Consider the following 18,678-nt stretch of genomic DNA (forward strand, 5'->3'; position numbering starts at 1 on the left):
GCCTGAGGCAGTTCCGGCACAATGAGTACGAGCACGGAAATGATCCCCGGCACTAGTGCCGGGGATCATTTTTTTGTGTTCCCGCCGCCGGTCCGGTCGCCGTCCCGCCACGGCCGACACGTGCCTTATGGAAAGAACCTGACGGGAAGAACCGGACAGCGCGTCAGCCCACGAGGGTCCGCAGGAGCCGCGCACTCTGCCGCACCGACAGTCCGGGAAGGTACGCCCTGCTCAGGGCCCGTCCCATGGCGGGCAGCTGCAACGGGTCCTGGTAATACAGGTAGAGCGTCCGGTAGTCGGGCTTGAAACGGGACTTGAAGGTGGCCAGTGACTGGAACCCGTAGACGGGTTCCAGCGCCCTGCCCACCACGTCCAGGATTCCCGCCAGCCCCTCCGGCCCGGCGTCGGGCGGCCCGTCGTGATCATCGTCGGCATCGCCGTTGCCGGCGGCACGGCCGCCCCCCGCGGTGTCCGCGTTGTCTCCGGCGGTGGCCCGCGGGTTGTCCCCGGCCAGGTCCCCTGCGTCGCCGGCGCCGGAGGCCGATCCGCCCGCTTCGCCGGCGGAGTCCTCGGCCCGGCCCTTGGCGAGCGGCGAGCCGGACAGGGAGATGACCTCCACCGTCTGCTTGAGTTCCCGCACCGCGGACGCAATCAGGAATTCCATGACGCCGGGGAAGGCGTCCGCGCGCCTGCGCATGAAGTCCAGCGTCCAGCTCACCAGCCGGCCGCCGTCGAAGACCGGGAGCCAGCTCGTGACGCCCTGCACGCGCCCCTCGGCGTCCACCGCCAGGCAGCAGAGCACTTCGTCGTCGTCGAGCTCGTCAATACTCCCCAGCGTGAACCCCATTTCCGGCACGGGTTTCTGGGCCGCCCATTCCTCGGAGACCTCACTTAGCTGGGCCCGCAACGGCGCGGGAAGCCCGCTGTAGCGTCCCCACACGGCCCGCACACCGGTCTTCGCCGCACGGTTCAGGGCGGTGCGGACGTTCTGCCACTCCTTGCCCTTGAATTCGAGTTCCCGGACGGCGAGCCTGGTCTCCTGGGCCACCGCAACCCGCCGGAAGCCGCGGGCCTGGAGCATCGGCCACAGCTCGTCGGTGCAGGAGTAGAAGCACGGGATGAGGGCGTGCTCGGCGCAGTACCGCATGAACCCTTCCGCAGTGTCCTCATGGAATGCGGCGGAACCGAACGGGCCGGCCAGGGTCAGCGCCACATTTCCGTGCTGCTGGTAGGCCACCCCGCCCCGACCGTCGGCCGTGAACCAGAACTTGTTCGGCTCCCACAGTGCCATCCAGGACAGCGAGTCGCCGCCTTGACGGATCAGCGCGCGCGCCACCTCCCGGTCCCCCGAGCCGACCTCCGTGCGGTGCAGCCGGCGCAGCAGCACCAGCCACACGGCGGCGAGGGCAATAACCCAGAAGATGATCCCCGCGTAGGCGAACAGGAACGCTTCGACGGCGTCGCGGTACTGGAAAATACGGCTGTAGACGCCGGGAATCGGCAACGGCAGGTACTGCCTTGCCAGTTCCGCGACGAGTCCGAGCGGGCCGCCGTCGCGCTCCATCCCGCCGTCAGCAAGCCAGACCGCGGCATAGCTGCCGGCCAGCACCAGCCAGGTCCCGCCGACGACGAGCCCCAGGTTCCGCCGGGACCGCGGGGCCGTTTCCACCCGGAACTGCCGCCGGTTTGCCCAGAGCAGCACCACGAGCAGCAGCGGCACCGCCACGAGCGGGAGGATATGGACAAAGCCGGACCCCATCACGGCGGTCTGGGGCCTGGCGGGGTAGTGCGGAATCCGGGCGAACAGAGCCAGGTAGACGGCCGCCAAGGCCGTCACGGCCAGCTGGACGATGATGGCGATCCGCAGTGCCAGGCGCCGGCCATGGCGCATGCCGTCTGCGCAAATCAGCAGGAGCACCACGGGGACGATCGCGAGCGCGAGTCCCAGCGGCCCGGCGAAACCCGCCCTGCCCGCTTCTAGGCAGCTGACATCCACGGTGCCCCCGCAGTTCTGCTCCAGCTGGCTCAGGGTCGGCAGCGGATTCAGCACGACGTCCCGCAGCAGGGCAAGCGGCCCCGTGGGGCTCCTGACCGCGGCGGTGAGGATAGGCCCGACGGCGAAGATCGCCACCGTCAGGGCCAGCAGATTGCGGGTTTCGCGCCCTGTCGAGCGGTGACGGTGAAGCGTCCCCCGGTCCCCCTGGATCCACCAGCCCGCCGCCAGTCCGGCCAGGGCCCCGGTCAGCCCGACGACAGTCTCCGGGTGGCCCACGTACAGCACCAGCAGCAGGGACACGGACACCCCGGCGGTGCGGAGCCGACGCTGCCACAGGGTAGGCAGGAGTCCGCTGGCGGCCAGGGTCACGGCGACGACGGCTGCATAGGGACCGATCAGCCTGGCGTCCACCATCAGGCCAAGCCAGCCGTCGCCCGCGTAGCGGGCCACCTGGGTCAGCAACAGGAACACCGTCACGGCGGCGAACTGTCCAGCGAAATAGAACACGGCAGTGCGCAGCGTGCCCAGGTGCCGCTCGGCGAGGCCGAGCAGCAGCAGGATCATGAGCGCGGCCGCCAGGTAGGCGAACGGATTGGTCGCGAAGAACAGCGAGGTGAACAGGGACCACCAGTGGCCTGCCTTCAGGCCGGGGGCACTGACGGAGACGACGTCCAGCAGGGAGTCCGGCGGCCCGGCGAGGAAACTGCCCGTGGCGGCGCCGGTGGCGAGGAAGACACCAAGGACCGCCAGCGTGAAGGGCACGGCGCGGAAGTGGCGCAGGGCCCGGCGTACGGCCTGCCGCCAGACGCCCAGGAGGGAGGCGCCCTGGATAGCGGGCCGGCGCCGGGACGCCATGGCAGCCCTCATGGCCTGATGCCCCAACGTTTGGCAAGGAAGTCCAGACCCCCGGGCAATCCATTGGACGCGGTCTCCCACGAATGGCCGGCATTGGCGATCCGGCGGGCTTCGACGGTGAATCCGGACTTCCGCGCCGCGTCCGACAGCAGGTCCATGTACCCGATGAACTCGGGGTCGCGCTCGCCGGCGCCGAAGTAGATCCCGTGCCCGTCGAAACGATGCTCTTTCAGGAGCTGCAGCGGTGTCAGCCGCTCGAACGCGGCCGTGTCACCGCCGAACGAGGCCTGGATGGTCTTGTCCCGCTCCTTGGCGAGGGCCGGTTCCTTCTCGCTCGAGAACGCCAGCGCGGCGCTGTAGACGTCCGGGTGCCGCGTCACCATCTGCATCGCACAGGTGGCTCCGAAGGAGAAGCCGCCCGCGGCCCATTGCCGCGGATCCGGGTCGACGTCAAGCGTTCGTTTGATCCAGTCCGGCACGTCCCTGGAGAGAAAGGTGTCCGCCTGCGCAATGCGGCTGTCCATGCACAGGGTGTTGCCGCCGGCCGAGCCGTTCGGGTCAACCACCACCACTACCGGTGCCACGCCGGCATGCTGCGAGGCGAACCGGTCAAGATGGCTCCGGAGGGCGCCGCCGACCAGCCAGTCGGCCGGGCTGCCCGGCTGGCCGGAGAAGAGCACCAGTACCGGCAGCGCGGGTCTCCGGACGGACTGGTAGGCCGGCGGAAGATAGATGTACGCGTCGCGGCCGTGGAAGCCGGAGCGGGTGCCGGGGATCGCGGCCTTGCGGATGACGCCGTCGGGAAGATCTCCAGACTGGGTCCATCCGGTGAGGCTCGTGGCGGGCGAATCCCCTGCCTGGCGCTGCAGCCCTTGGCCGAGCGGCTGGATCCGCGCCACGGCGGTTCCCGTCAGGTCACTGACGGTATGGTTCAGGCCGAAGTAGACGTTGATCTGGGCCGCGGAGAGCATGAGGACGCCCAGCAGCGCACCGGTGCCGATTGCAGTGTCGCGCCAACGGTGCAGGACCCGCTGGCTTGCCTCCGGTATGCGTGAGAGAAAGGGCTTCCGTCCCCAGATGCTGTGCAGGCGCAGCAGCCACAGCAGCATGGCCGCGACGCCCGGGACTGACCAGAGCAGGGTCTCCCACGGGAGCTCCTCGGGGAAGACCGAGAGGACGTAGATCAGCAGCAGGTGCACACCCGCGACCACGGCCGCGGCGAGCAAGCTCACGCAAGAGAGCACCACGGTGGTCGTCCCGACCGCATGCCTCCGGCTGCTGCGCCACAGGAGGTAGGCCAGTCCCGCCGCGCCGGCCGCCCAGGCAATCCAGACCACCGGGCCGTCCACCAAGCGGATGTCTTCAATGAAGTCCACCGGCACTAGCGCCAGGTGCCGACGCCGACGACCGGCCCGGCCTCAAGCCAGGAGGACAGGCCCGTGTAGGCATCGAACCTCATCGCCAGAAGGACGTCCTGGCCTTCATAGCGGAGCTCCACGATCACGGCGTCAGGCTGGACTTTGACGAGTTCGGACTCGGTGGGCTTGCGCCGCCCGGTCAGCTCCAGGGAACTGCGCCGGAAGGTGTGCTTGGGGCGCATGCTGAGCGAAACGAGGCGGAACCATTCCAGGTCGTTGTCCTGATAACGGCAAACCCCCATCTGCCAGCTGTTTCCAGCCATGCAAATGGAGGCGTCCACCGTGCCGAGGGCGCGCCGCAGATTGACGCGGCGCACCCCCGAGAGGCACAGTGCAAAAACCAGCAGCGCAAAGAGCGTTGCCAGGACGATGAACGGCGAACCAATATCGTTCATCAAGGTCGGGCTAGCGGATCCCCGCGACAGCCGCATCGCCCATTTGGGCGTTGTCGGCAACAATGACCACCCTGTTGTTGTCGACGGAGAAGAATCCGCCGTCAACGGTCACAGCAATGCGGTCACCGGACACCGGCTCAATCGCCAGTTCGCCTTCGGCCAGAATCGCCAGCAGGGGCGAGTGGCCGGGCAGGATTCCGATTTCACCATCGCTGGTGCGGGCCTTGACCATCTTGGCCGCTCCGGACCACACGAAGTGATCCGCTGCGACAATCTCAACCTCAAGCTCAGCCATATTACTTGGTCTGTTCCTGGATCTTGGCCCACTGGCGCTCGACGTCATCCAGGCCGCCGACGTTGAAGAACGCCTGCTCAGCAATGTGGTCGAGGTCGCCGTCGCAGATGGCGGTGAAGCCTTCAACCGTGTCCTTGATGGTCACGGTGGAGCCTTCGACGCCGGTGAACTGCTTGGCAGTGTAGGTGTTCTGCGAGAGGAACTGCTGGATGCGGCGTGCCCGCGAGACAACGATCTTGTCTTCCTCAGAGAGCTCGTCAACGCCGAGGATGGCGATGATGTCCTGAAGTTCCTTGTTCTTCTGCAGGATCTGCTTGACGCGGACGGCCGTGCTGTAGTGGTCATGGCCGATGTACTGCGGATCCAGGATGCGCGAGGTCGACGTCAGCGGGTCAACGGCCGGGTACAGACCACGGGAAGCGATTTCACGGGAAAGTTCCGTGGTCGCGTCCAGGTGTGCAAAGGTCGTGGCCGGAGCCGGGTCGGTGTAGTCATCTGCAGGAACGTAGATGGCCTGCATCGAGGTGATGGAGTGCCCCTTGGTGGACGTGATGCGCTCCTGGAGGAGACCCATCTCGTCTGCCAGGTTGGGCTGGTAGCCCACGGCCGACGGCATGCGGCCGAGGAGGGTGGAGACCTCGGAACCTGCCTGGGTGAAGCGGAAGATGTTGTCGATAAAGAGCAGCACGTCCTGGTTCTGCACATCGCGGAAGTACTCCGCCATGGTCAGTGCCGACAGGGCCACGCGCAGACGCGTTCCCGGCGGTTCATCCATCTGGCCGAAGACAAGGGCGGTGTCCTTGAGGACGCCGGCCTCTTCCATTTCGACCCAGAGGTCGTTGCCTTCACGGGTACGCTCGCCGACACCGGCGAACACCGAGGTGCCGCCGAAGTTGCGGGCAACACGGGTGATCATTTCCTGGATCAGCACGGTCTTGCCGACGCCGGCACCACCGAACAGGCCGATCTTGCCGCCCTTGATGTACGGGGTGAGAAGGTCGATGACCTTGATGCCGGTTTCCATCATCTCGGTGGAACCCTCAAGCGTCGCGAAGGCCGGGGCCTTGCGGTGGATGGGCCAGCGCTCGGTGATTTCGAGTTCGGCCTCAGTCACGTCAAGCGGCTGTCCCAGGACGTTGAAGATGTGTCCCTTGACGACGTCGCCGACGGGCACGGAGATGGGGGCGCCGGTGTCCACCACAGCGGTACCGCGGACGAGTCCGTCGGTGGCCTGCAGGGAGATGGCGCGAATGACGTTATCGCCGAGGTGCAAGGCGACCTCGAACGTGATGGTCTTGGTCTCACCGTTGAGAGTAATCTCGGTGGTGAGTGCGTTGTAAATCGAGGGGATTGCGTCAGCCGGGAATTCGACGTCGACAACCGGGCCAATAACACGTGCAATACGGCCGGTAGCACCGGTCGTCGCGGCTACGTGTTCGGTAGCAGTGGCAGTCATCTCTCTCACTTCACTCAGTAGATGGCGTTGGGGGTAAGTTTACTTTGGTGCAGGTACAGCAGGATCCAGGCCCGGGGATGGCTAGGACGCGTTCAACGCGTCGGCACCGGCCACGATTTCGGAAAGCTCCTGCGTAATTTCAGCCTGGCGGGCAGTGTTGCGCAGACGCGTGAACTTCTTGATGAGTTCCGTGGCGTTGTCGCCGGCGGACTTCATTGCCCGCTGACGGGCTGCGAGCTCGGAAGCTGCCGCCTGCAACATGGCTGCGAAAATGCGGGATTCGATGTATCGCGGCAGCAGGGCATCGAGAACCTGCTCCGCTTCCGGCTCGAATTCGTAGAGCGGCAGGAGGTCCGACTCGGACGCGGCCTGCTCTTCAACAACCTCAAGCGGGAGCAGGCGGACAACCGTCGGCTCCTGGGTCACCATGGACTTGAAGCGGGTGTAGACGACATGGATCTCGTCGACACCGCCCTCTTCATAGGCCGTTGCGAAGTCAGTCAGCAATGCCTCGCTGACCTCCTGCGCAGTCGCAAAAACCGGTGCGTCCGTGTTGCCGGTCCAGACGCGTCCATAAGGACGGTTCCGGAAATCGAAGTACGCCTGAGCCTTGCGGCCAACCAGGAACGTCTTGACTTCCTTGCCTTCCTCATGGAGTAGCTCCATGAGACCTTCAGCCTGCTTGAGCACGCTTGCCGAGTACGAGCCTGCCAGGCCACGGTCCGAAGTGATGACCAGGACGGCGGCACGGCGGATCTGAGCCGGCTCGGTGACGAGCGGGTGGTCGATTTCGCTCTGGCTTGCGACAGCAGAAACGGCACGCGTGATTGCGTTTGCGTAAGGCAGTGAAGCTGCTACGCGTGCTCGGGCCTTGCCGATGCGCGAGGTAGCGATCAGTTCCATCGCCTTGAAGATCTTGCGCATCGACGTCGTCGAGCTGATCTTCTGGCGGTAGACCCGAATCTGGGCTCCCATACTTATCCTTTCCTAAGATCCCGATGGCAGGGACTGCCGGAACCTGTGCGGGTCCCGGCAGTGCCTGCCAGCGAAACTAGCGCTTCTGCTTGACGATTTTTTCCTGGTCGACTTTGTCCTCGTCGATGGGGGCGTATTCCTCATGCCCGGCACCAACCAGGTAGCTGTCGCCCTCGCCGAAGAAGCCCTTCTTGAAGTCCACGATCGCGGTCTTCAGTGCTTCTGCGGTGTCATCGTCCATGACGTTGGTCTGCGCCAGCGTCGTCAGGATGGAGGACTTGTGCTTGAGGTGCTCCAGGAACTCGGTCTCGAAGCGGTTGATGTCCTCAACCGGAACGTCGTCGAGGTAGCCGTTGGTGCCGGCCCAGATGGAGACAACCTGGTTCTCGATCGGGAACGGCGAGTACTGGCCCTGCTTCAGCAGTTCCATCAGGCGTGCGCCGCGGGTCAGCTGCTGGCGCGATGCGGCGTCGAGGTCCGACGCGAACATTGCGAAAGCCTGCATGTCGCGGTACTGGGCCAGTTCCAGCTTCAAGGTACCGGAGACCTTCTTCATGGACTTGACCTGGGCGGCGCCACCAACGCGGGAGACAGACACACCCACGTCAACGGCGGGACGCTGGTTGGCGTTGAAGAGGTCCGACTGCAGGAAGATCTGGCCATCGGTAATGGAGATCACGTTGGTCGGGATGTAGGCGGAAACGTCGTTTGCCTTGGTCTCGATGAGCGGCAGGCCGGTCATCGAACCTGCACCGAGCTCGTCGGAGAGCTTGGCACAACGCTCAAGCAGACGGGAGTGCAAGTAGAAGACGTCGCCCGGGTAGGCTTCGCGTCCCGGCGGGCGGCGGAGCAGCAGCGACACTGCACGGTAAGCCTCAGCCTGCTTGGAGAGGTCATCGAACACGATGAGGACGTGCTTGCCGCCATACATCCAGTGCTGCCCGATAGCCGAACCGGCGTAAGGTGCCAAGTACTTGAAGCCTGCGGGGTCGGACGCGGGGGAAGCCACGATGGTCGTGTACTCCAGTGCGCCGTTGTCCTCAAGGGTCTGACGGACAGCCGCGATCGTGGAGGCCTTCTGGCCGATGGCTACATAGATGCAGCGCACCTGCTTCTTGACATCGCCGGAAGCCCAGTTGGCCTTCTGGTTGATGATCGTGTCGATCGCGATAGCCGACTTGCCGGTCTGTCGGTCACCGATGATCAGCTGACGCTGGCCGCGGCCGATCGGGATCATGGCGTCGATAGCCTTGAGCCCGGTCTGCATCGGTTCGTGGACCGACTTGCGCTGGGTCACGCCGGGCGCCTGGAGTTCCAGTGCACGGGTGGTCTCGGCCTTGATCTCGCCGAGGTCATCGATGGGCATGCCCAGCGGGTCAACCACGCGGCCCAGGAAGGCGTCGCCGACCGGGACGGACAGAACCTGTCCAGTGCGGTGGACTTCCTGGCCCTCTTCGATTCCGGTGAAGTCACCGAGGATGATGACGCCGATCTCGCGGACGTCGAGGTTCTGGGCCAGGCCCAGCGTGCCGTCTTCGAAGCGAAGCAGCTCGTTCGCCATGACCGAGGGAAGGCCCTCAACACGGGCGATGCCGTCACCTGCGGTTGTTACACGGCCGACCTCTACGCGCTCTGCGTTTCCGGGTTCGTAGGACGCCGCGAACTCGTTCAACGCAATACGGACGTCGTCGGCGTTGATGGTCAATTCGGCCATCTGCAGTCCCTGCTCTCCTGTTTTCGTGATCATCGTTGCTCACGATGACCGGGGTTGCTATCAGTTAAGTTGTGCTTGTCCGGCTTGGCTAAGCAAGCTGGCGGTGAAGCTGGCCCAGGCGGGCCAGGACGGAAGCGTCAACCACTTCGTCGCCAACCTGGATCCGGATGCCACCGATCAGTGCCGGGTCAACGTTCATGTTGATCTTGAGCTCGCGCCCGTACAGGGCGTTCAGCCCTGCCTGCAGGCGGCTGTTCTGTGTCTCCGTCAGCGGACGGGTGACGCTGACCGTCGCAATCCAGCGCTGCTGGCGCTTGGCTGCAAGCTCGGCGAAACGGCCGACGAGCTTGGTTGCCTTGAGCCCGCGGGGAGCGGTAACAGCCTGTCCGACGAGGACTTTCGCTTCCTCGCTGGCACTGGGTACGAGCTTTTCGGCCAGTGCAGTCTTAGCCGCGGAGCTCGCCTGCGGCTCGGACAAAGCACGCTGGACCTCATGGCTGGACTCCACGGCGTGGTTGAAGGAGAACAAATCGTTCTCCAGCAGTTCCAGTCCGCTGAGTCCGGAGGCAGAGACGGCCGACTTGTTCTCGGCAACGGCAATTACCACCGAAGCGGCAAGAGTCTCGAGTGCATCGCCGATATCCCGGGCCGATGCCCAGCGTGAGCTGGCCAGTCCGCCCGCGATCTCCACAGCATCAGCGGAGACCTTGCCGCCGAAGAGCTGCTTGACCAGCGCCGACTTTTCGTCACCGCTGCGGGACGGGTCAGTCAAGGCGCGGCGCAAGCCAGCCGAGCTGTCCACCGTTCCCAGGATCCCGAAGAGTTCCTTAGCCAACTGCAGCGAGGCGTTCGGAAGCTTGGCTTCCAGCGCCATCAACGCCGCGGCCAGCGATTCGCTCGATACACCTGCCATTACTTAGCTACACCTGCGTTCTGGTTCTCCAGATCTGCCAGGAAGCGGTCCACCACGCGGGCCGACCGTGCATCATCGCTCAGCGACTCGCCAACGATGCGGCTCGCCAGCGTCGTGGCCAGCGTGCCGACCTCCGAGCGGAGCGACACAACGGCCGCCTGACGCTCGGATTCGATCGCCGCGTGGGCCTGGGCCGTGATGCGGGCAGACTCTGCAGCTGCCTTCTCCTTCAGATCCGCGAGGATCTGAGCGCCTTCGGCCCGGGCTTCCTCGCGGATGCGATTGGCTTCGGCACGGGCATCAGTGAGCTGCTGCTTGTATTCTTCGAGTGCGGCGGAAGCCTCTGCCTGGGCCTTTTCGGCCTTGGCAATGCCGCCCTCGATGGCCTCGGCGCGCTCCGCAAAGGTCTTCTCGAACATCGGGACAACAAACTTGACCACGATGTAAAAGAGGACAGCAAAGCCGACGAGGACTACGCCCATTTCCCAAGGGTTGGGAACGAGCGGGTTAGCCGCCGGTTCAGTGGCGGCTGAGATGATCATCTGATGCATAATTCACCCGTCCTTATCTACTCGGTTCTGGATGTTCGCTTAGTTCTGAAGGTTTACTTGAGAACGAATGCGAAGACCAGGCCAAGGATGGCGAGGGCTTCAGTCAGCGCAAGGCCGAGGAATGCGATCGGCTGCAGGACGCGCTGCGCTTCCGGCTGGCGTGCCACACCGTTGATGTAGGCAGCGAACACGAGACCAACACCGATACCACCGCCGATGGCGGAGAGGCCGTAGCCGATGAGGTTGAGGGAGCCGTTGATGGAGCCTTCCATTTTTTTCCTTTCAAGATGCCATCTATGTGGCAGGTTGTTTGGTGTACTTCATCCCCGCGAGGGGAAGACTGTGGGTGCCTAGTGGCTGTCCGCGTGCAGGGCGCCTTCGATGTAGATGGCGGTCAGCAGCGTGAAGACGTAGGCCTGCAGGGCCATGATCAGCGCTTCCAGCATGTACATGGCCACGGAGCCGGCCAGGACGAGGACCGAGGCGCCCTTCAGGAGGACGTTCTCCTGCATGACGAGGAATTCGATTCCGGATCCCGCGATCATGACGATGAGGTGGCCGGCCAGCATGGTGGCGAACAGACGGAGGCTGTGCGTGACAGGACGGACCAGGAAGTTGGAGATGATCTCGATCGGGATCACGATCGGCAGGATGTAGAACGGGACACCGGAAGGAACGGTGGCCAGCTTGAAGTACTTCAGGCCGTTCTTCTTGACGCCGATGGCGATCCAGGTGATGTACACGATCGCGGCGAGCACATAGGCCCCGCCGACGTGCGAGAAGCTCGGGAGCTGGATCACGGGGATTGCGCCGTAGATGTTGTTCACGAGAATGAAGAAGAACAGGCTGAACAACAGCGGGACATACTTCATGAAGTCTTTGCCGCCGATGATGTCCTTGGCGATGCCGTTGCGGACGAAGCCATAGGCCATCTCGCCTGCGAACTGCAGTTTGCCGGGAACAAGCTGCTGCTTCCGCGCAGCTAGCAGAAAGAATGTAGCGATAATAACGACCGACAGGATTACCAGCAGCATCTGCTTGGAGAATCCTTCTGCCGCACCCCAGGGCAGGATTGCCGGCAGGTGCAATTCTTCAATTCCAGGCGGGGTGAACTGTCCTGAATCTTGGGCCGGGAGCGCAAGCGCGATCAACGCGTTTCCTCTCTGCAGTGTCCATCATTGGGCGTTGGTCGGGGATTGGCGACATTCCTGTCAGCTTCTCCCCCTGTGAAATTATTTGGCATTACTGTTCCTCGTCCTTGGACGGGCCACGTGCAGTAGTATCCCCGCCAGCTGGTGTTCTGGAGCTGGTGAGGCCGTGCATATGAGAAAGATAGAACCCTCCCGCAGCTCCAAGCAGGGCGCCTGCGAGCACAATCCAGCGGGTTCCCCACAGATTATCCAGACCCCACCCTATCAAACTCCAGACGATGATTCCGCCAACAATGTAGCTGAATACGGCGATTCCGGCGTTGTATCCGCCGTCCCCGCCATCCTCGGAGACACCGGGGGCGCCGGCGGTGCTTTTGGGGGTTTCAGGTGCCGTTTTGCGTCCGGCTTTGCGGCTAAACATCGGTGCCGCCTTCGCGGGGTTTGGGGTCGTCGTAAATCTGGAGCCGCGCCTTGCTGAAGCCATAGATCTCGGCCGCCTGCCAGAACACGACTGCCACGACGGCTCCGATCAGGAACCAGCGGCCATGCAGCCAGCCGGGCGCGCCGATGGCGAACAGCACGACAGCGAAACCCACGACCTTGACGAAATACGTGGCGACAAAGAGGCCAATGGCTCCGGACGGGTTGTTCCGGCCGACGAAGTGGCCGACAGCCAGGCTGATGGCGAAGAACGCCATGACCAGGACTCCCCCGAAGAGGCAGGACCATAGCCCCGTTGCGCCGTTGTAGGCGTACGCGGCAATTCCCGTCAGCGCCAGGGCGATTGCGGCAGCCGCCGAACTGATGGCCAGCAGACGCAGCCAGAGCGATGTCGTGGGACCGGAGACACCAACGGGCCCGGTGCCGGACGCGGGTCCGGGATCGGCGTTGGAGGTCATGAGATCCCAATCGTCGTGGGGTGGGTGCTGGTCAACAGGCGCGGCGGATGGCCGCGCACCTGAATTCTACAGTAGATAGAAATTATTCGGAAAAGTGGATAAACATGCGGTTCACGCGCGCGTTCCGGACATCGGTCACGGAGTGCGCTGGCGGAGGTACGGCCACGCCGTCACCACGGTCATCACGGCCGTGGCGGCAACATCGACGGCAAGGACAATCTGCCACGGGAAGATGGCGAAGGCCAGTCCGCCGAACGCTAGAATGCACGTCCACAGGTACATCAGCACCACCGCTCCGCGGTGCGAGTAGCCGATGTCCAGGAGTTTGTGGTGGAGGTGCCCGCGGTCTGCCGACCAGGGCGACCGGCCGAGCGCGGTCCGCCGCACCACCGCCAGGCACAGGTCGAGCAGGGGCAGGAACAATACGGCGAACGGCAACAGGATCGGGATGATCGTCGGAATACCGTTGGCCCTGTCATACAGTCCGGACGTGATCTGCCCGGTGGACACGACGCCGGCCGATGCCATCAGGAGCCCGATGAGCATGGCGCCGGAATCGCCCATGAAGATCTTGGACGGAAACCAGTTATGCGGCAGGAACCCGACGCAGCTGCCCACGAGAACGGCAGTCAGCAGCGTGGCGAGGTCCGAGAAATCGGTCAACGGCGCGTTCCGGTGGACCCAGTATGCCGTGAGGAAGAATGCCACTCCCCCGATGATCGCCACTCCCGCGGCGAGGCCGTCCAGCCCGTCAATGAAATTGAACGCATTCATCGTGGTCACAATCAGTCCGGCGGTCAGAATGATGTTCAGCGTCGGGGACTGGACGACTATCGGTTCCGGTATGAAGGGAATGACCGCTATCCGGACTCCCCAGAGGGCGACCACGAGGGCAGCGGCGCTCTGGCCGATCAGTTTGACCCACCACCGCAGATCGAGCAGGTCATCGGCCACACCCACCAGCACGATCACGCCGGCACCTGCCAGGATTCCCCACGGCGCGGCGTTGTTCCGGAAGATGTCCTTGACGAAGAACGACTCACTCGCCACGACCAGCGCCACGAGGACGCCGGCAAAGATGCCAAGCCCGCCAAGCCTGGAGACCGGGGTGGAGTGCATGTCGCGGCTGCGGATCGGGGAAAAGAGCTCCAGCTTGTTGCCCACTAGCCGGGCACCCCAGGTGGCCGCGTAGCTCACGACCGCCGCGGTCAGCATCATGAGCAGGTACATGATCATGGGAAGGCCACCTGCCCGGCGGAGGCCTCAGAGCAGGCAGAATTCAATGGCCGTGGAACTGTCTTTCGATAAATGAAACTTCTCCGTCGCCGTGCTCAGGGCAGGCAGTGCGTAGTGCCTGACAGGGCTGTATTACAGTGGACTCTAGTCAAGATACTAATGCCAACGGCCACCTGTCTTCGCGTCACACGGCCCATTGCAGCCGGGAAAACCACTGACGGCCGTGCTGAAAGGACCCCGCGATGACCCTGTCGGTTGCAGTTGCTGCCGTGACGTTTGACCGTCCCCGAGAGCTGGCCGTTCTGCTGGACGCCATCAACAACCAGACCGCGCCGGTCCGCTCCATCTGCCTCGTCGACAGCGGCACCGTCGCCTCAAAGGACGTCGCCGGCCGGCACTCCAACGTGGATTACATCCGGTCCGAGGCGAACCTGGGCGGTGCCGGCGGCTTTTCGCTGGCGATCCTCAAGGCGGTGGCCAGCGGCGCGGACTGGGTCTGGATGATGGACGACGACGCCGAGCCCGCCGAACCGGACTGTCTGGCCACATTGCTCCGTGAGGCCGAGGCGCGCGGCCTCGACGCCGTCGTTCCACTGGTGGTGGCCCCGGGCCATCCTGACCAGCTGTCGTTCTTCTTCCGCCTGGACGGAAAGGTCACCCACGATCGCACCGCAGTGGAGAAGGTCGGGTTCCTGCCGGACGACGGACACTTCTTCAACGGCGCCCTCATCCGGTCCGATGTCTTCTTCAAGGTCGGGCTGCCGGACATGCGGATGTTCATCCGCGGCGACGAGGTCGACTTCACGCTCCGGCTCCGGAAGGCCGGCATCCGCTTTGGCACAGTGACTACGGCCGCCATCACCCACCCGCATGCCTTTGCCGAGACAAAGCACGTCTATGGCGCCAGATGGCACGTGATCGTGCCGGACTCGGCATTCAAACGCCACTTCTACTACCGGAACCGCGGGTACATGATCCGCCGCCACTTCCGGGTGAAGTCGTTGGTCGCGGACGTGGGCGGCTACCTCGGCTACTTCCTGCGCCGTGGCGATGTCCGGGGCCTGGCGGACTGGTTCCGGGCATTTTCCACCGGGCTGCGCGGCAAAGGTTTCGGTCCGCTGAAGGACCAGAAGTTCTAGGCGCTGTCCCTATTGCGTCCGGCGCAGCCGCCGCCGCGCCAGCAGTCCCAGCAGCACCCACGGTTCGCCGAATACCCGGTAAGCCACCCGTTTCGGGTGGAGCATGAGCCGCCATGCCCATTCCAGCCCGAGGCGGCCGATCCATCGGGGTGCCAGTTTCTGGACGCCCGCAATCTGTTCGATCGCCCCGCCGACGGCACAGTAGACGGCAGGGGGCAACGCCGCCAGCCTGCGCTGCAGGACCTCTTCCTGAAGGGGCATGCCGAGTCCGATCAGCACCAGCTGCGGGCGCAGTTCCCCGAGCCAGGCGACGGCGGCGTCCTCAACCTGCTCATTCCAGCCTTCGCCGGGCATTCCGTCGACCTGCGAACCCGGGACGATGTCCTTGAGCCGCGCGACCGCGCCTGCGTTGGCCACGGCTCCGGCCCCGATCACCGCGATCCTCTTGAGCCCCGCGACACGGGCCAGGGCCGGGATCCAGTCGGTCGATCCGAGCCGGTAGTCCATGACGGGGCCGTTGCGCTCTTCGCTCTCCGCTGCCTTGGCCCATAGCCACAGCACCGGCGCGCCGTCGATCAGGACCACGTCGCTTCGCTCGTAGAAGTTCCGGAATCCGGGATCGGAATGCAGGAGCGTGACGCTGTGCAGGTTGTGGCCCAGAACGGTCCGGGTCCCGCCTTCGGCAATGTACCGGTTGAGGACGTCCGTCAGCTCGGAGACAGTCAGGGGTGTCGCTTCCACGTCAAGGACGGGGACGCGCTGCCGGTCCAGGGTCATTCCACGCCCGAGTCTGCGCCCGAGCCGGCGGGGCTGGGATCGCTCGCGGCGGGTGCGTTGCCATCCACGTCCACCAGGTCGGGGACCACCCCGCGCAGCCGCCCAAGGCTGATGGCGCCCTGGCGGACCACCCGCAGCGGAAGGGCGGTGGCGTCGACGATCGTGGACGGCAGGGCATCGGCTCCTTCGACGGGCCGGTGTCCGCCTTCGAGGTACACCTCCACCGATTCCGCCAGCTGCGCCTCAGCGTCGGCGGCGGTCTGGGCCGCGGCGTGGCCCGTGCGGTTCGCGGAGGAAACGGCCAGCGGCCCGGTGAGGGTCAGCAGGTCCTGGGCGACGTCGTCGGCCGGGATCCGCAGGGCCACGGTGCCCTTCGTCTCGCCGAGATCCCAGTCCAGGGAGGGCTGGGCGTGCAGGATGAGCGTGAGTCCCCCGGGCCAGAAGGCCTCGGCGAGCCGCCGCGCCTCCGCCGGAACGTCGGTGGCGAGGCCGTCGAGGGCGTTGAGCCGCGGAATGAGGACGGGCGGCGGCATCTTCCGGCTGCGGCCCTTGGACGCGAGCAGCAGGGTCACTGCCAGGGGTGAAAAGGCGTCCGCGGCGATCCCGTACACGGTATCCGTCGGGAAAACCACGCACTTGTTCTCGCGGATGGCCCGCTGGGCGTGTTCAAGTCCTGCGGCGCGCTGGTCAGCTGCCGTGCAATCGTAGCTAGTCGTCACTGGCCCATTCTTTCATCACTTGTCGCTTGACTTTATGCCGGGGCCGGCCAGGACGGCACTGGTGGCCCTGTCCCTGCCGTTGAGGTCCCGGTGCGTGGCCACCTCGGTCCACAGCCCGCTGCGGTTCAGCATGGCCGCGATCCAGCCCGACTGGACCTCGGCGTGTTCCATGACGAAGTAGCCGCCGGGAACCAGCAGCCGGGCCGCGGAGGAGGCAGCCGCCGTCGGAAGTTCCATGCCGTCCGCTCCCCCGCCGTACAGCGCCTCCGGCGGATCGTGGAGTGCCACTTCGGGTTCGTTCGGGATGGCCTCGGCAGGGATGTAGGGCGGGTTGGACACGACGACGTCGAACGTTCCGTTGTGCTCCGGCAAGGCGTCGCGGAGATCGCCCCGGATCAGGACGACGCCGAGGGGCAGGAGGTTTTTCGCCGCCCAGGCGTGCGCAAACTCGCTGAACTCGACGGCGTGGACCTCGGCACCGGGGACCTCGTGCGCGATCGAACCGGCGATCGCGCCGGATCCCGTGCCCAGGTCCACCACTTTGGGGTGCGCCATGCCCTGAAGGCGGTCGACCACGAGCTGGACCACGGACTCGGTTTCCGGCCGGGGAATGAACACGCCGGGACCGACCGCCAATTCCAGGCGCCGGAAATGCGCGACGCCGGTGATGTGCTGCAGCGGGATCCGTTGCGCCCGTTCGGCGACGAGTTCCGCGTAGCCCTCCGGTGCCGGCGAATCACCCAGCATCATCGCCCGGAGCCGGCCGAGGCCCACGCCGAGCAGGTGCTCGGCCAGGAGTTCGGCGTCGACCCTCGGGCTCGGCACGCCGGCGGCGGCCAGGACGGTGGCGGCATCGCGGACGGCTGCCGCGAGGCTCAATCCATTGCGTGCTGTCATCACCGGTGACCCGCGCCTAGTCGCCGATGGCGTCGAGGCGGGCCTGTTCGTCCAACTCGATGGCTGACTGGATTACCGGCTCCAGGTCCCCGTTCATGACCTGGTCCAGGTTGTAGGCCTTGTAGCCCGTGCGGTGGTCCGCGATGCGGTTTTCCGGATAGTTGTAGGTGCGGATGCGCTCGGAGCGGTCCATGGTGCGGATCTGCGACTTACGCTGGGCCGAGTTCTCGGCGTCGATCTGCTCCTGCTGGTGGGCCAGGATGCGGGCCCGCAGCACGCGCATGCCGGCTTCGCGGTTCTGCAGCTGCGACTTCTCGTTCTGCATGGCCACGACGATGCCGGTGGGAAGGTGGGTGATGCGGACGGCCGAGTCGGTGGTGTTCACGGACTGCCCGCCCGGCCCGGAGGAGCGGTAGACGTCGATCTTGAGATCGTTCTGGTTGATCTCGAGCTCTTCGGGCTCATCGACTTCGGGGAGCACCAGCACGCCGGCGGCCGAGGTGTGGATGCGGCCCTGGGATTCCGTCACGGGAACGCGCTGGACGCGGTGCACGCCGCCTTCGAACTTGAGACGGGCAAAGACGCCCTCGGCGGGGTCGTTGGAGCTGCCCTTGATGGCCATCTGGACGTCCTTGTAACCGCCAAGGTCGGACTCATTGGCCGAGATGATTTCGGTCTTCCAGCCGCGGGATTCAGCGTACCGGGAGTACATGCGCAGCAGGTCGGCGGCGAACAGGGCCGCTTCGTCCCCGCCTTCGCCGCCCTTGACTTCGAGGATGACGTTGCGGGCATCGTCCGGATCGCGCGGGATCAGCAGCCGGCGCAGCTTCGCGGCCGCGGTCTCCAGCGCCGCCTCCAGCTCAGGAACCTCGGCAGCAAACTCGGGGTCCTCGCCGGCCATCTCCTTGGCAGCGGCCAGGTCGTCCTGGATCCCGTGCCACGCGTGGTAGGCCTCCACGATGCCGTTGAGCTGGGCCGAACGCCGCCCCAATTTCCGGGCCAGCCGCTGGTCAGCATAGACAGCAGGATCCCCAAGCTGCGCCTGGATGGCATCATGCTCATCCAGCAGGCCCTGTACGGACTCAAACATTTTCAAAACCTCTTTCGACTCTTACAAGTCTAGTAACGACAACAAAACTGGGCCGCGGCTGGTGACTTAACGACGAAGCCGCACGGATTTTTCCGCCCCGGGAGTGGCTTCGGGCCTGCCGACGCCGGGTGGCTTGCGATCGTAGATCGTAAGCCACCCGGCGGAGGGGCGGGGGCGGAAAATCCGTGCGGCGTTAGCGCGC

At 65.1% G+C, this 18,678-nt stretch carries 19 protein-coding genes; 1 reads left to right on the top strand and 18 read right to left on the bottom strand.

Annotated features, from left to right (window positions below; all coding sequences use genetic code 11):
- Positions 1–163: 163 nt before the first annotated feature.
- From AC1DES_RS09445 to AC1DES_RS09510, 14 genes are all read right to left on the bottom strand, one after another.
- The gene (locus tag AC1DES_RS09445) at positions 164–2,863 is read right to left on the bottom strand and encodes a bifunctional lysylphosphatidylglycerol flippase/synthetase MprF (RefSeq protein ID WP_476895433.1); all 2,700 of its coding nucleotides are present in this window, start codon (positions 2,861–2,863) and stop codon (positions 164–166) included.
- Complete coding sequence (locus AC1DES_RS09450; protein ID WP_476895434.1) at positions 2,860–4,227, bottom strand: alpha/beta hydrolase; 1,368 nt, start codon at positions 4,225–4,227, stop codon at positions 2,860–2,862. Before AC1DES_RS09450 ends, AC1DES_RS09445 begins: the two co-directional genes overlap by 4 nt.
- A gap of 5 nt (positions 4,228–4,232) precedes the next feature.
- Positions 4,233–4,664: a DUF2550 domain-containing protein gene (locus AC1DES_RS09455; protein ID WP_476895435.1), complete on the bottom strand. Its 432-nt coding sequence runs from the start codon at positions 4,662–4,664 to the stop codon at positions 4,233–4,235.
- Positions 4,665–4,674: 10 nt separating this feature from the next.
- Entirely contained in the window at positions 4,675–4,959 is a 285-nt protein-coding gene (locus tag AC1DES_RS09460; protein WP_476895436.1) for a F0F1 ATP synthase subunit epsilon, read from the bottom strand.
- A 1-nt stretch (position 4,960) separates the two neighbouring features.
- The gene (atpD, locus tag AC1DES_RS09465; protein ID WP_476895437.1) at positions 4,961–6,415 is read right to left on the bottom strand and encodes a F0F1 ATP synthase subunit beta; all 1,455 of its coding nucleotides are present in this window, start codon (positions 6,413–6,415) and stop codon (positions 4,961–4,963) included.
- 81 nt (positions 6,416–6,496) lie between these two features.
- A complete protein-coding gene (locus AC1DES_RS09470) occupies positions 6,497–7,390 on the bottom strand; it encodes a F0F1 ATP synthase subunit gamma (RefSeq protein ID WP_476895438.1) in 894 nt (297 codons plus the stop codon).
- A 76-nt stretch (positions 7,391–7,466) separates the two neighbouring features.
- Positions 7,467–9,104, bottom strand: coding sequence for a F0F1 ATP synthase subunit alpha (gene atpA / locus AC1DES_RS09475; protein WP_476895474.1), 1,638 nt, complete (start codon positions 9,102–9,104; stop codon positions 7,467–7,469).
- 88 nt (positions 9,105–9,192) lie between these two features.
- Positions 9,193–10,017, bottom strand: a complete 825-nt coding sequence (locus AC1DES_RS09480) for a F0F1 ATP synthase subunit delta (protein ID WP_476895439.1) — start codon at positions 10,015–10,017, stop codon at positions 9,193–9,195.
- On the bottom strand, positions 10,017–10,568 hold the full coding sequence (locus AC1DES_RS09485; RefSeq protein ID WP_476895440.1) for a F0F1 ATP synthase subunit B: 552 nt from the start codon (positions 10,566–10,568) through the stop codon (positions 10,017–10,019). The genes AC1DES_RS09480 and AC1DES_RS09485 overlap by 1 nt, the downstream gene beginning before the upstream one ends.
- A 53-nt stretch (positions 10,569–10,621) precedes the next feature.
- Complete coding sequence (atpE, locus tag AC1DES_RS09490) at positions 10,622–10,840, bottom strand: ATP synthase F0 subunit C (RefSeq protein ID WP_003804776.1); 219 nt, start codon at positions 10,838–10,840, stop codon at positions 10,622–10,624.
- A gap of 78 nt (positions 10,841–10,918) precedes the next feature.
- Positions 10,919–11,719: a F0F1 ATP synthase subunit A gene (gene atpB / locus AC1DES_RS09495; protein ID WP_476895441.1), complete on the bottom strand. Its 801-nt coding sequence runs from the start codon at positions 11,717–11,719 to the stop codon at positions 10,919–10,921.
- Between the two features lie 91 nt (positions 11,720–11,810).
- Positions 11,811–12,140, bottom strand: coding sequence for a hypothetical protein (locus AC1DES_RS09500; RefSeq protein WP_476895442.1), 330 nt, complete (start codon positions 12,138–12,140; stop codon positions 11,811–11,813).
- Positions 12,133–12,618: a hypothetical protein gene (locus AC1DES_RS09505; protein ID WP_476895443.1), complete on the bottom strand. Its 486-nt coding sequence runs from the start codon at positions 12,616–12,618 to the stop codon at positions 12,133–12,135. Before AC1DES_RS09505 ends, AC1DES_RS09500 begins: the two co-directional genes overlap by 8 nt.
- 135 nt (positions 12,619–12,753) lie before the next feature.
- A complete protein-coding gene (locus AC1DES_RS09510; RefSeq protein WP_476895444.1) occupies positions 12,754–13,854 on the bottom strand; it encodes an MraY family glycosyltransferase in 1,101 nt (366 codons plus the stop codon).
- Between the two features lie 242 nt (positions 13,855–14,096).
- Here AC1DES_RS09510 and AC1DES_RS09515 point away from each other — a divergent pair, with 242 nt between their 5' ends.
- Positions 14,097–14,993, top strand: coding sequence for a glycosyltransferase (locus tag AC1DES_RS09515; protein WP_476895445.1), 897 nt, complete (start codon positions 14,097–14,099; stop codon positions 14,991–14,993).
- 9 nt (positions 14,994–15,002) lie between these two features.
- Here AC1DES_RS09515 and AC1DES_RS09520 read toward each other — a convergent pair whose 3' ends face one another.
- From AC1DES_RS09520 to prfA, 4 genes are read right to left on the bottom strand one after another with little or no spacing between them, the layout of a single operon-like run.
- Positions 15,003–15,770: a WecB/TagA/CpsF family glycosyltransferase gene (locus AC1DES_RS09520; protein WP_476895446.1), complete on the bottom strand. Its 768-nt coding sequence runs from the start codon at positions 15,768–15,770 to the stop codon at positions 15,003–15,005.
- A complete protein-coding gene (locus AC1DES_RS09525) occupies positions 15,767–16,489 on the bottom strand; it encodes an L-threonylcarbamoyladenylate synthase (RefSeq protein ID WP_476895447.1) in 723 nt (240 codons plus the stop codon). Before AC1DES_RS09525 ends, AC1DES_RS09520 begins: the two co-directional genes overlap by 4 nt.
- A 15-nt stretch (positions 16,490–16,504) precedes the next feature.
- Positions 16,505–17,386, bottom strand: a complete 882-nt coding sequence (prmC, locus tag AC1DES_RS09530; RefSeq protein WP_476895448.1) for a peptide chain release factor N(5)-glutamine methyltransferase — start codon at positions 17,384–17,386, stop codon at positions 16,505–16,507.
- 16 nt (positions 17,387–17,402) lie between these two features.
- Positions 17,403–18,476, bottom strand: a complete 1,074-nt coding sequence (gene prfA, locus AC1DES_RS09535) for a peptide chain release factor 1 (protein ID WP_476895449.1) — start codon at positions 18,474–18,476, stop codon at positions 17,403–17,405.
- Positions 18,477–18,678 lie beyond the last annotated feature (202 nt).

Source organism: Arthrobacter sp. 05T442 (assembly GCF_056395945.1).

Excerpts from the sequence above, each read along its gene's own strand:
- AC1DES_RS09445 (WP_476895433.1), bottom strand. The coding sequence starts at position 2,863 with ATGAGGGCTGCCATGGCGTCCCGGCGCCGGCCCGCTATCCAGGGCGCC.
- AC1DES_RS09455 (WP_476895435.1), bottom strand. The coding sequence starts at position 4,664 with ATGAACGATATTGGTTCGCCGTTCATCGTCCTGGCAACGCTCTTTGCG.
- AC1DES_RS09460 (WP_476895436.1), bottom strand. The coding sequence starts at position 4,959 with ATGGCTGAGCTTGAGGTTGAGATTGTCGCAGCGGATCACTTCGTGTGG.
- atpD (WP_476895437.1), bottom strand. The coding sequence starts at position 6,415 with ATGACTGCCACTGCTACCGAACACGTAGCCGCGACGACCGGTGCTACC.
- AC1DES_RS09470 (WP_476895438.1), bottom strand. The coding sequence starts at position 7,390 with ATGGGAGCCCAGATTCGGGTCTACCGCCAGAAGATCAGCTCGACGACG.
- atpA (WP_476895474.1), bottom strand. The coding sequence starts at position 9,104 with ATGGCCGAATTGACCATCAACGCCGACGACGTCCGTATTGCGTTGAAC.
- AC1DES_RS09480 (WP_476895439.1), bottom strand. The coding sequence starts at position 10,017 with ATGGCAGGTGTATCGAGCGAATCGCTGGCCGCGGCGTTGATGGCGCTG.
- AC1DES_RS09485 (WP_476895440.1), bottom strand. The coding sequence starts at position 10,568 with ATGCATCAGATGATCATCTCAGCCGCCACTGAACCGGCGGCTAACCCG.
- atpE (WP_003804776.1), bottom strand. The coding sequence starts at position 10,840 with ATGGAAGGCTCCATCAACGGCTCCCTCAACCTCATCGGCTACGGCCTC.
- AC1DES_RS09500 (WP_476895442.1), bottom strand. The coding sequence starts at position 12,140 with ATGTTTAGCCGCAAAGCCGGACGCAAAACGGCACCTGAAACCCCCAAA.
- AC1DES_RS09505 (WP_476895443.1), bottom strand. The coding sequence starts at position 12,618 with ATGACCTCCAACGCCGATCCCGGACCCGCGTCCGGCACCGGGCCCGTT.
- AC1DES_RS09510 (WP_476895444.1), bottom strand. The coding sequence starts at position 13,854 with ATGATCATGTACCTGCTCATGATGCTGACCGCGGCGGTCGTGAGCTAC.
- AC1DES_RS09515 (WP_476895445.1), top strand. The coding sequence starts at position 14,097 with ATGACCCTGTCGGTTGCAGTTGCTGCCGTGACGTTTGACCGTCCCCGA.
- AC1DES_RS09520 (WP_476895446.1), bottom strand. The coding sequence starts at position 15,770 with ATGACCCTGGACCGGCAGCGCGTCCCCGTCCTTGACGTGGAAGCGACA.
- prmC (WP_476895448.1), bottom strand. The coding sequence starts at position 17,386 with ATGACAGCACGCAATGGATTGAGCCTCGCGGCAGCCGTCCGCGATGCC.
- prfA (WP_476895449.1), bottom strand. The coding sequence starts at position 18,476 with ATGTTTGAGTCCGTACAGGGCCTGCTGGATGAGCATGATGCCATCCAG.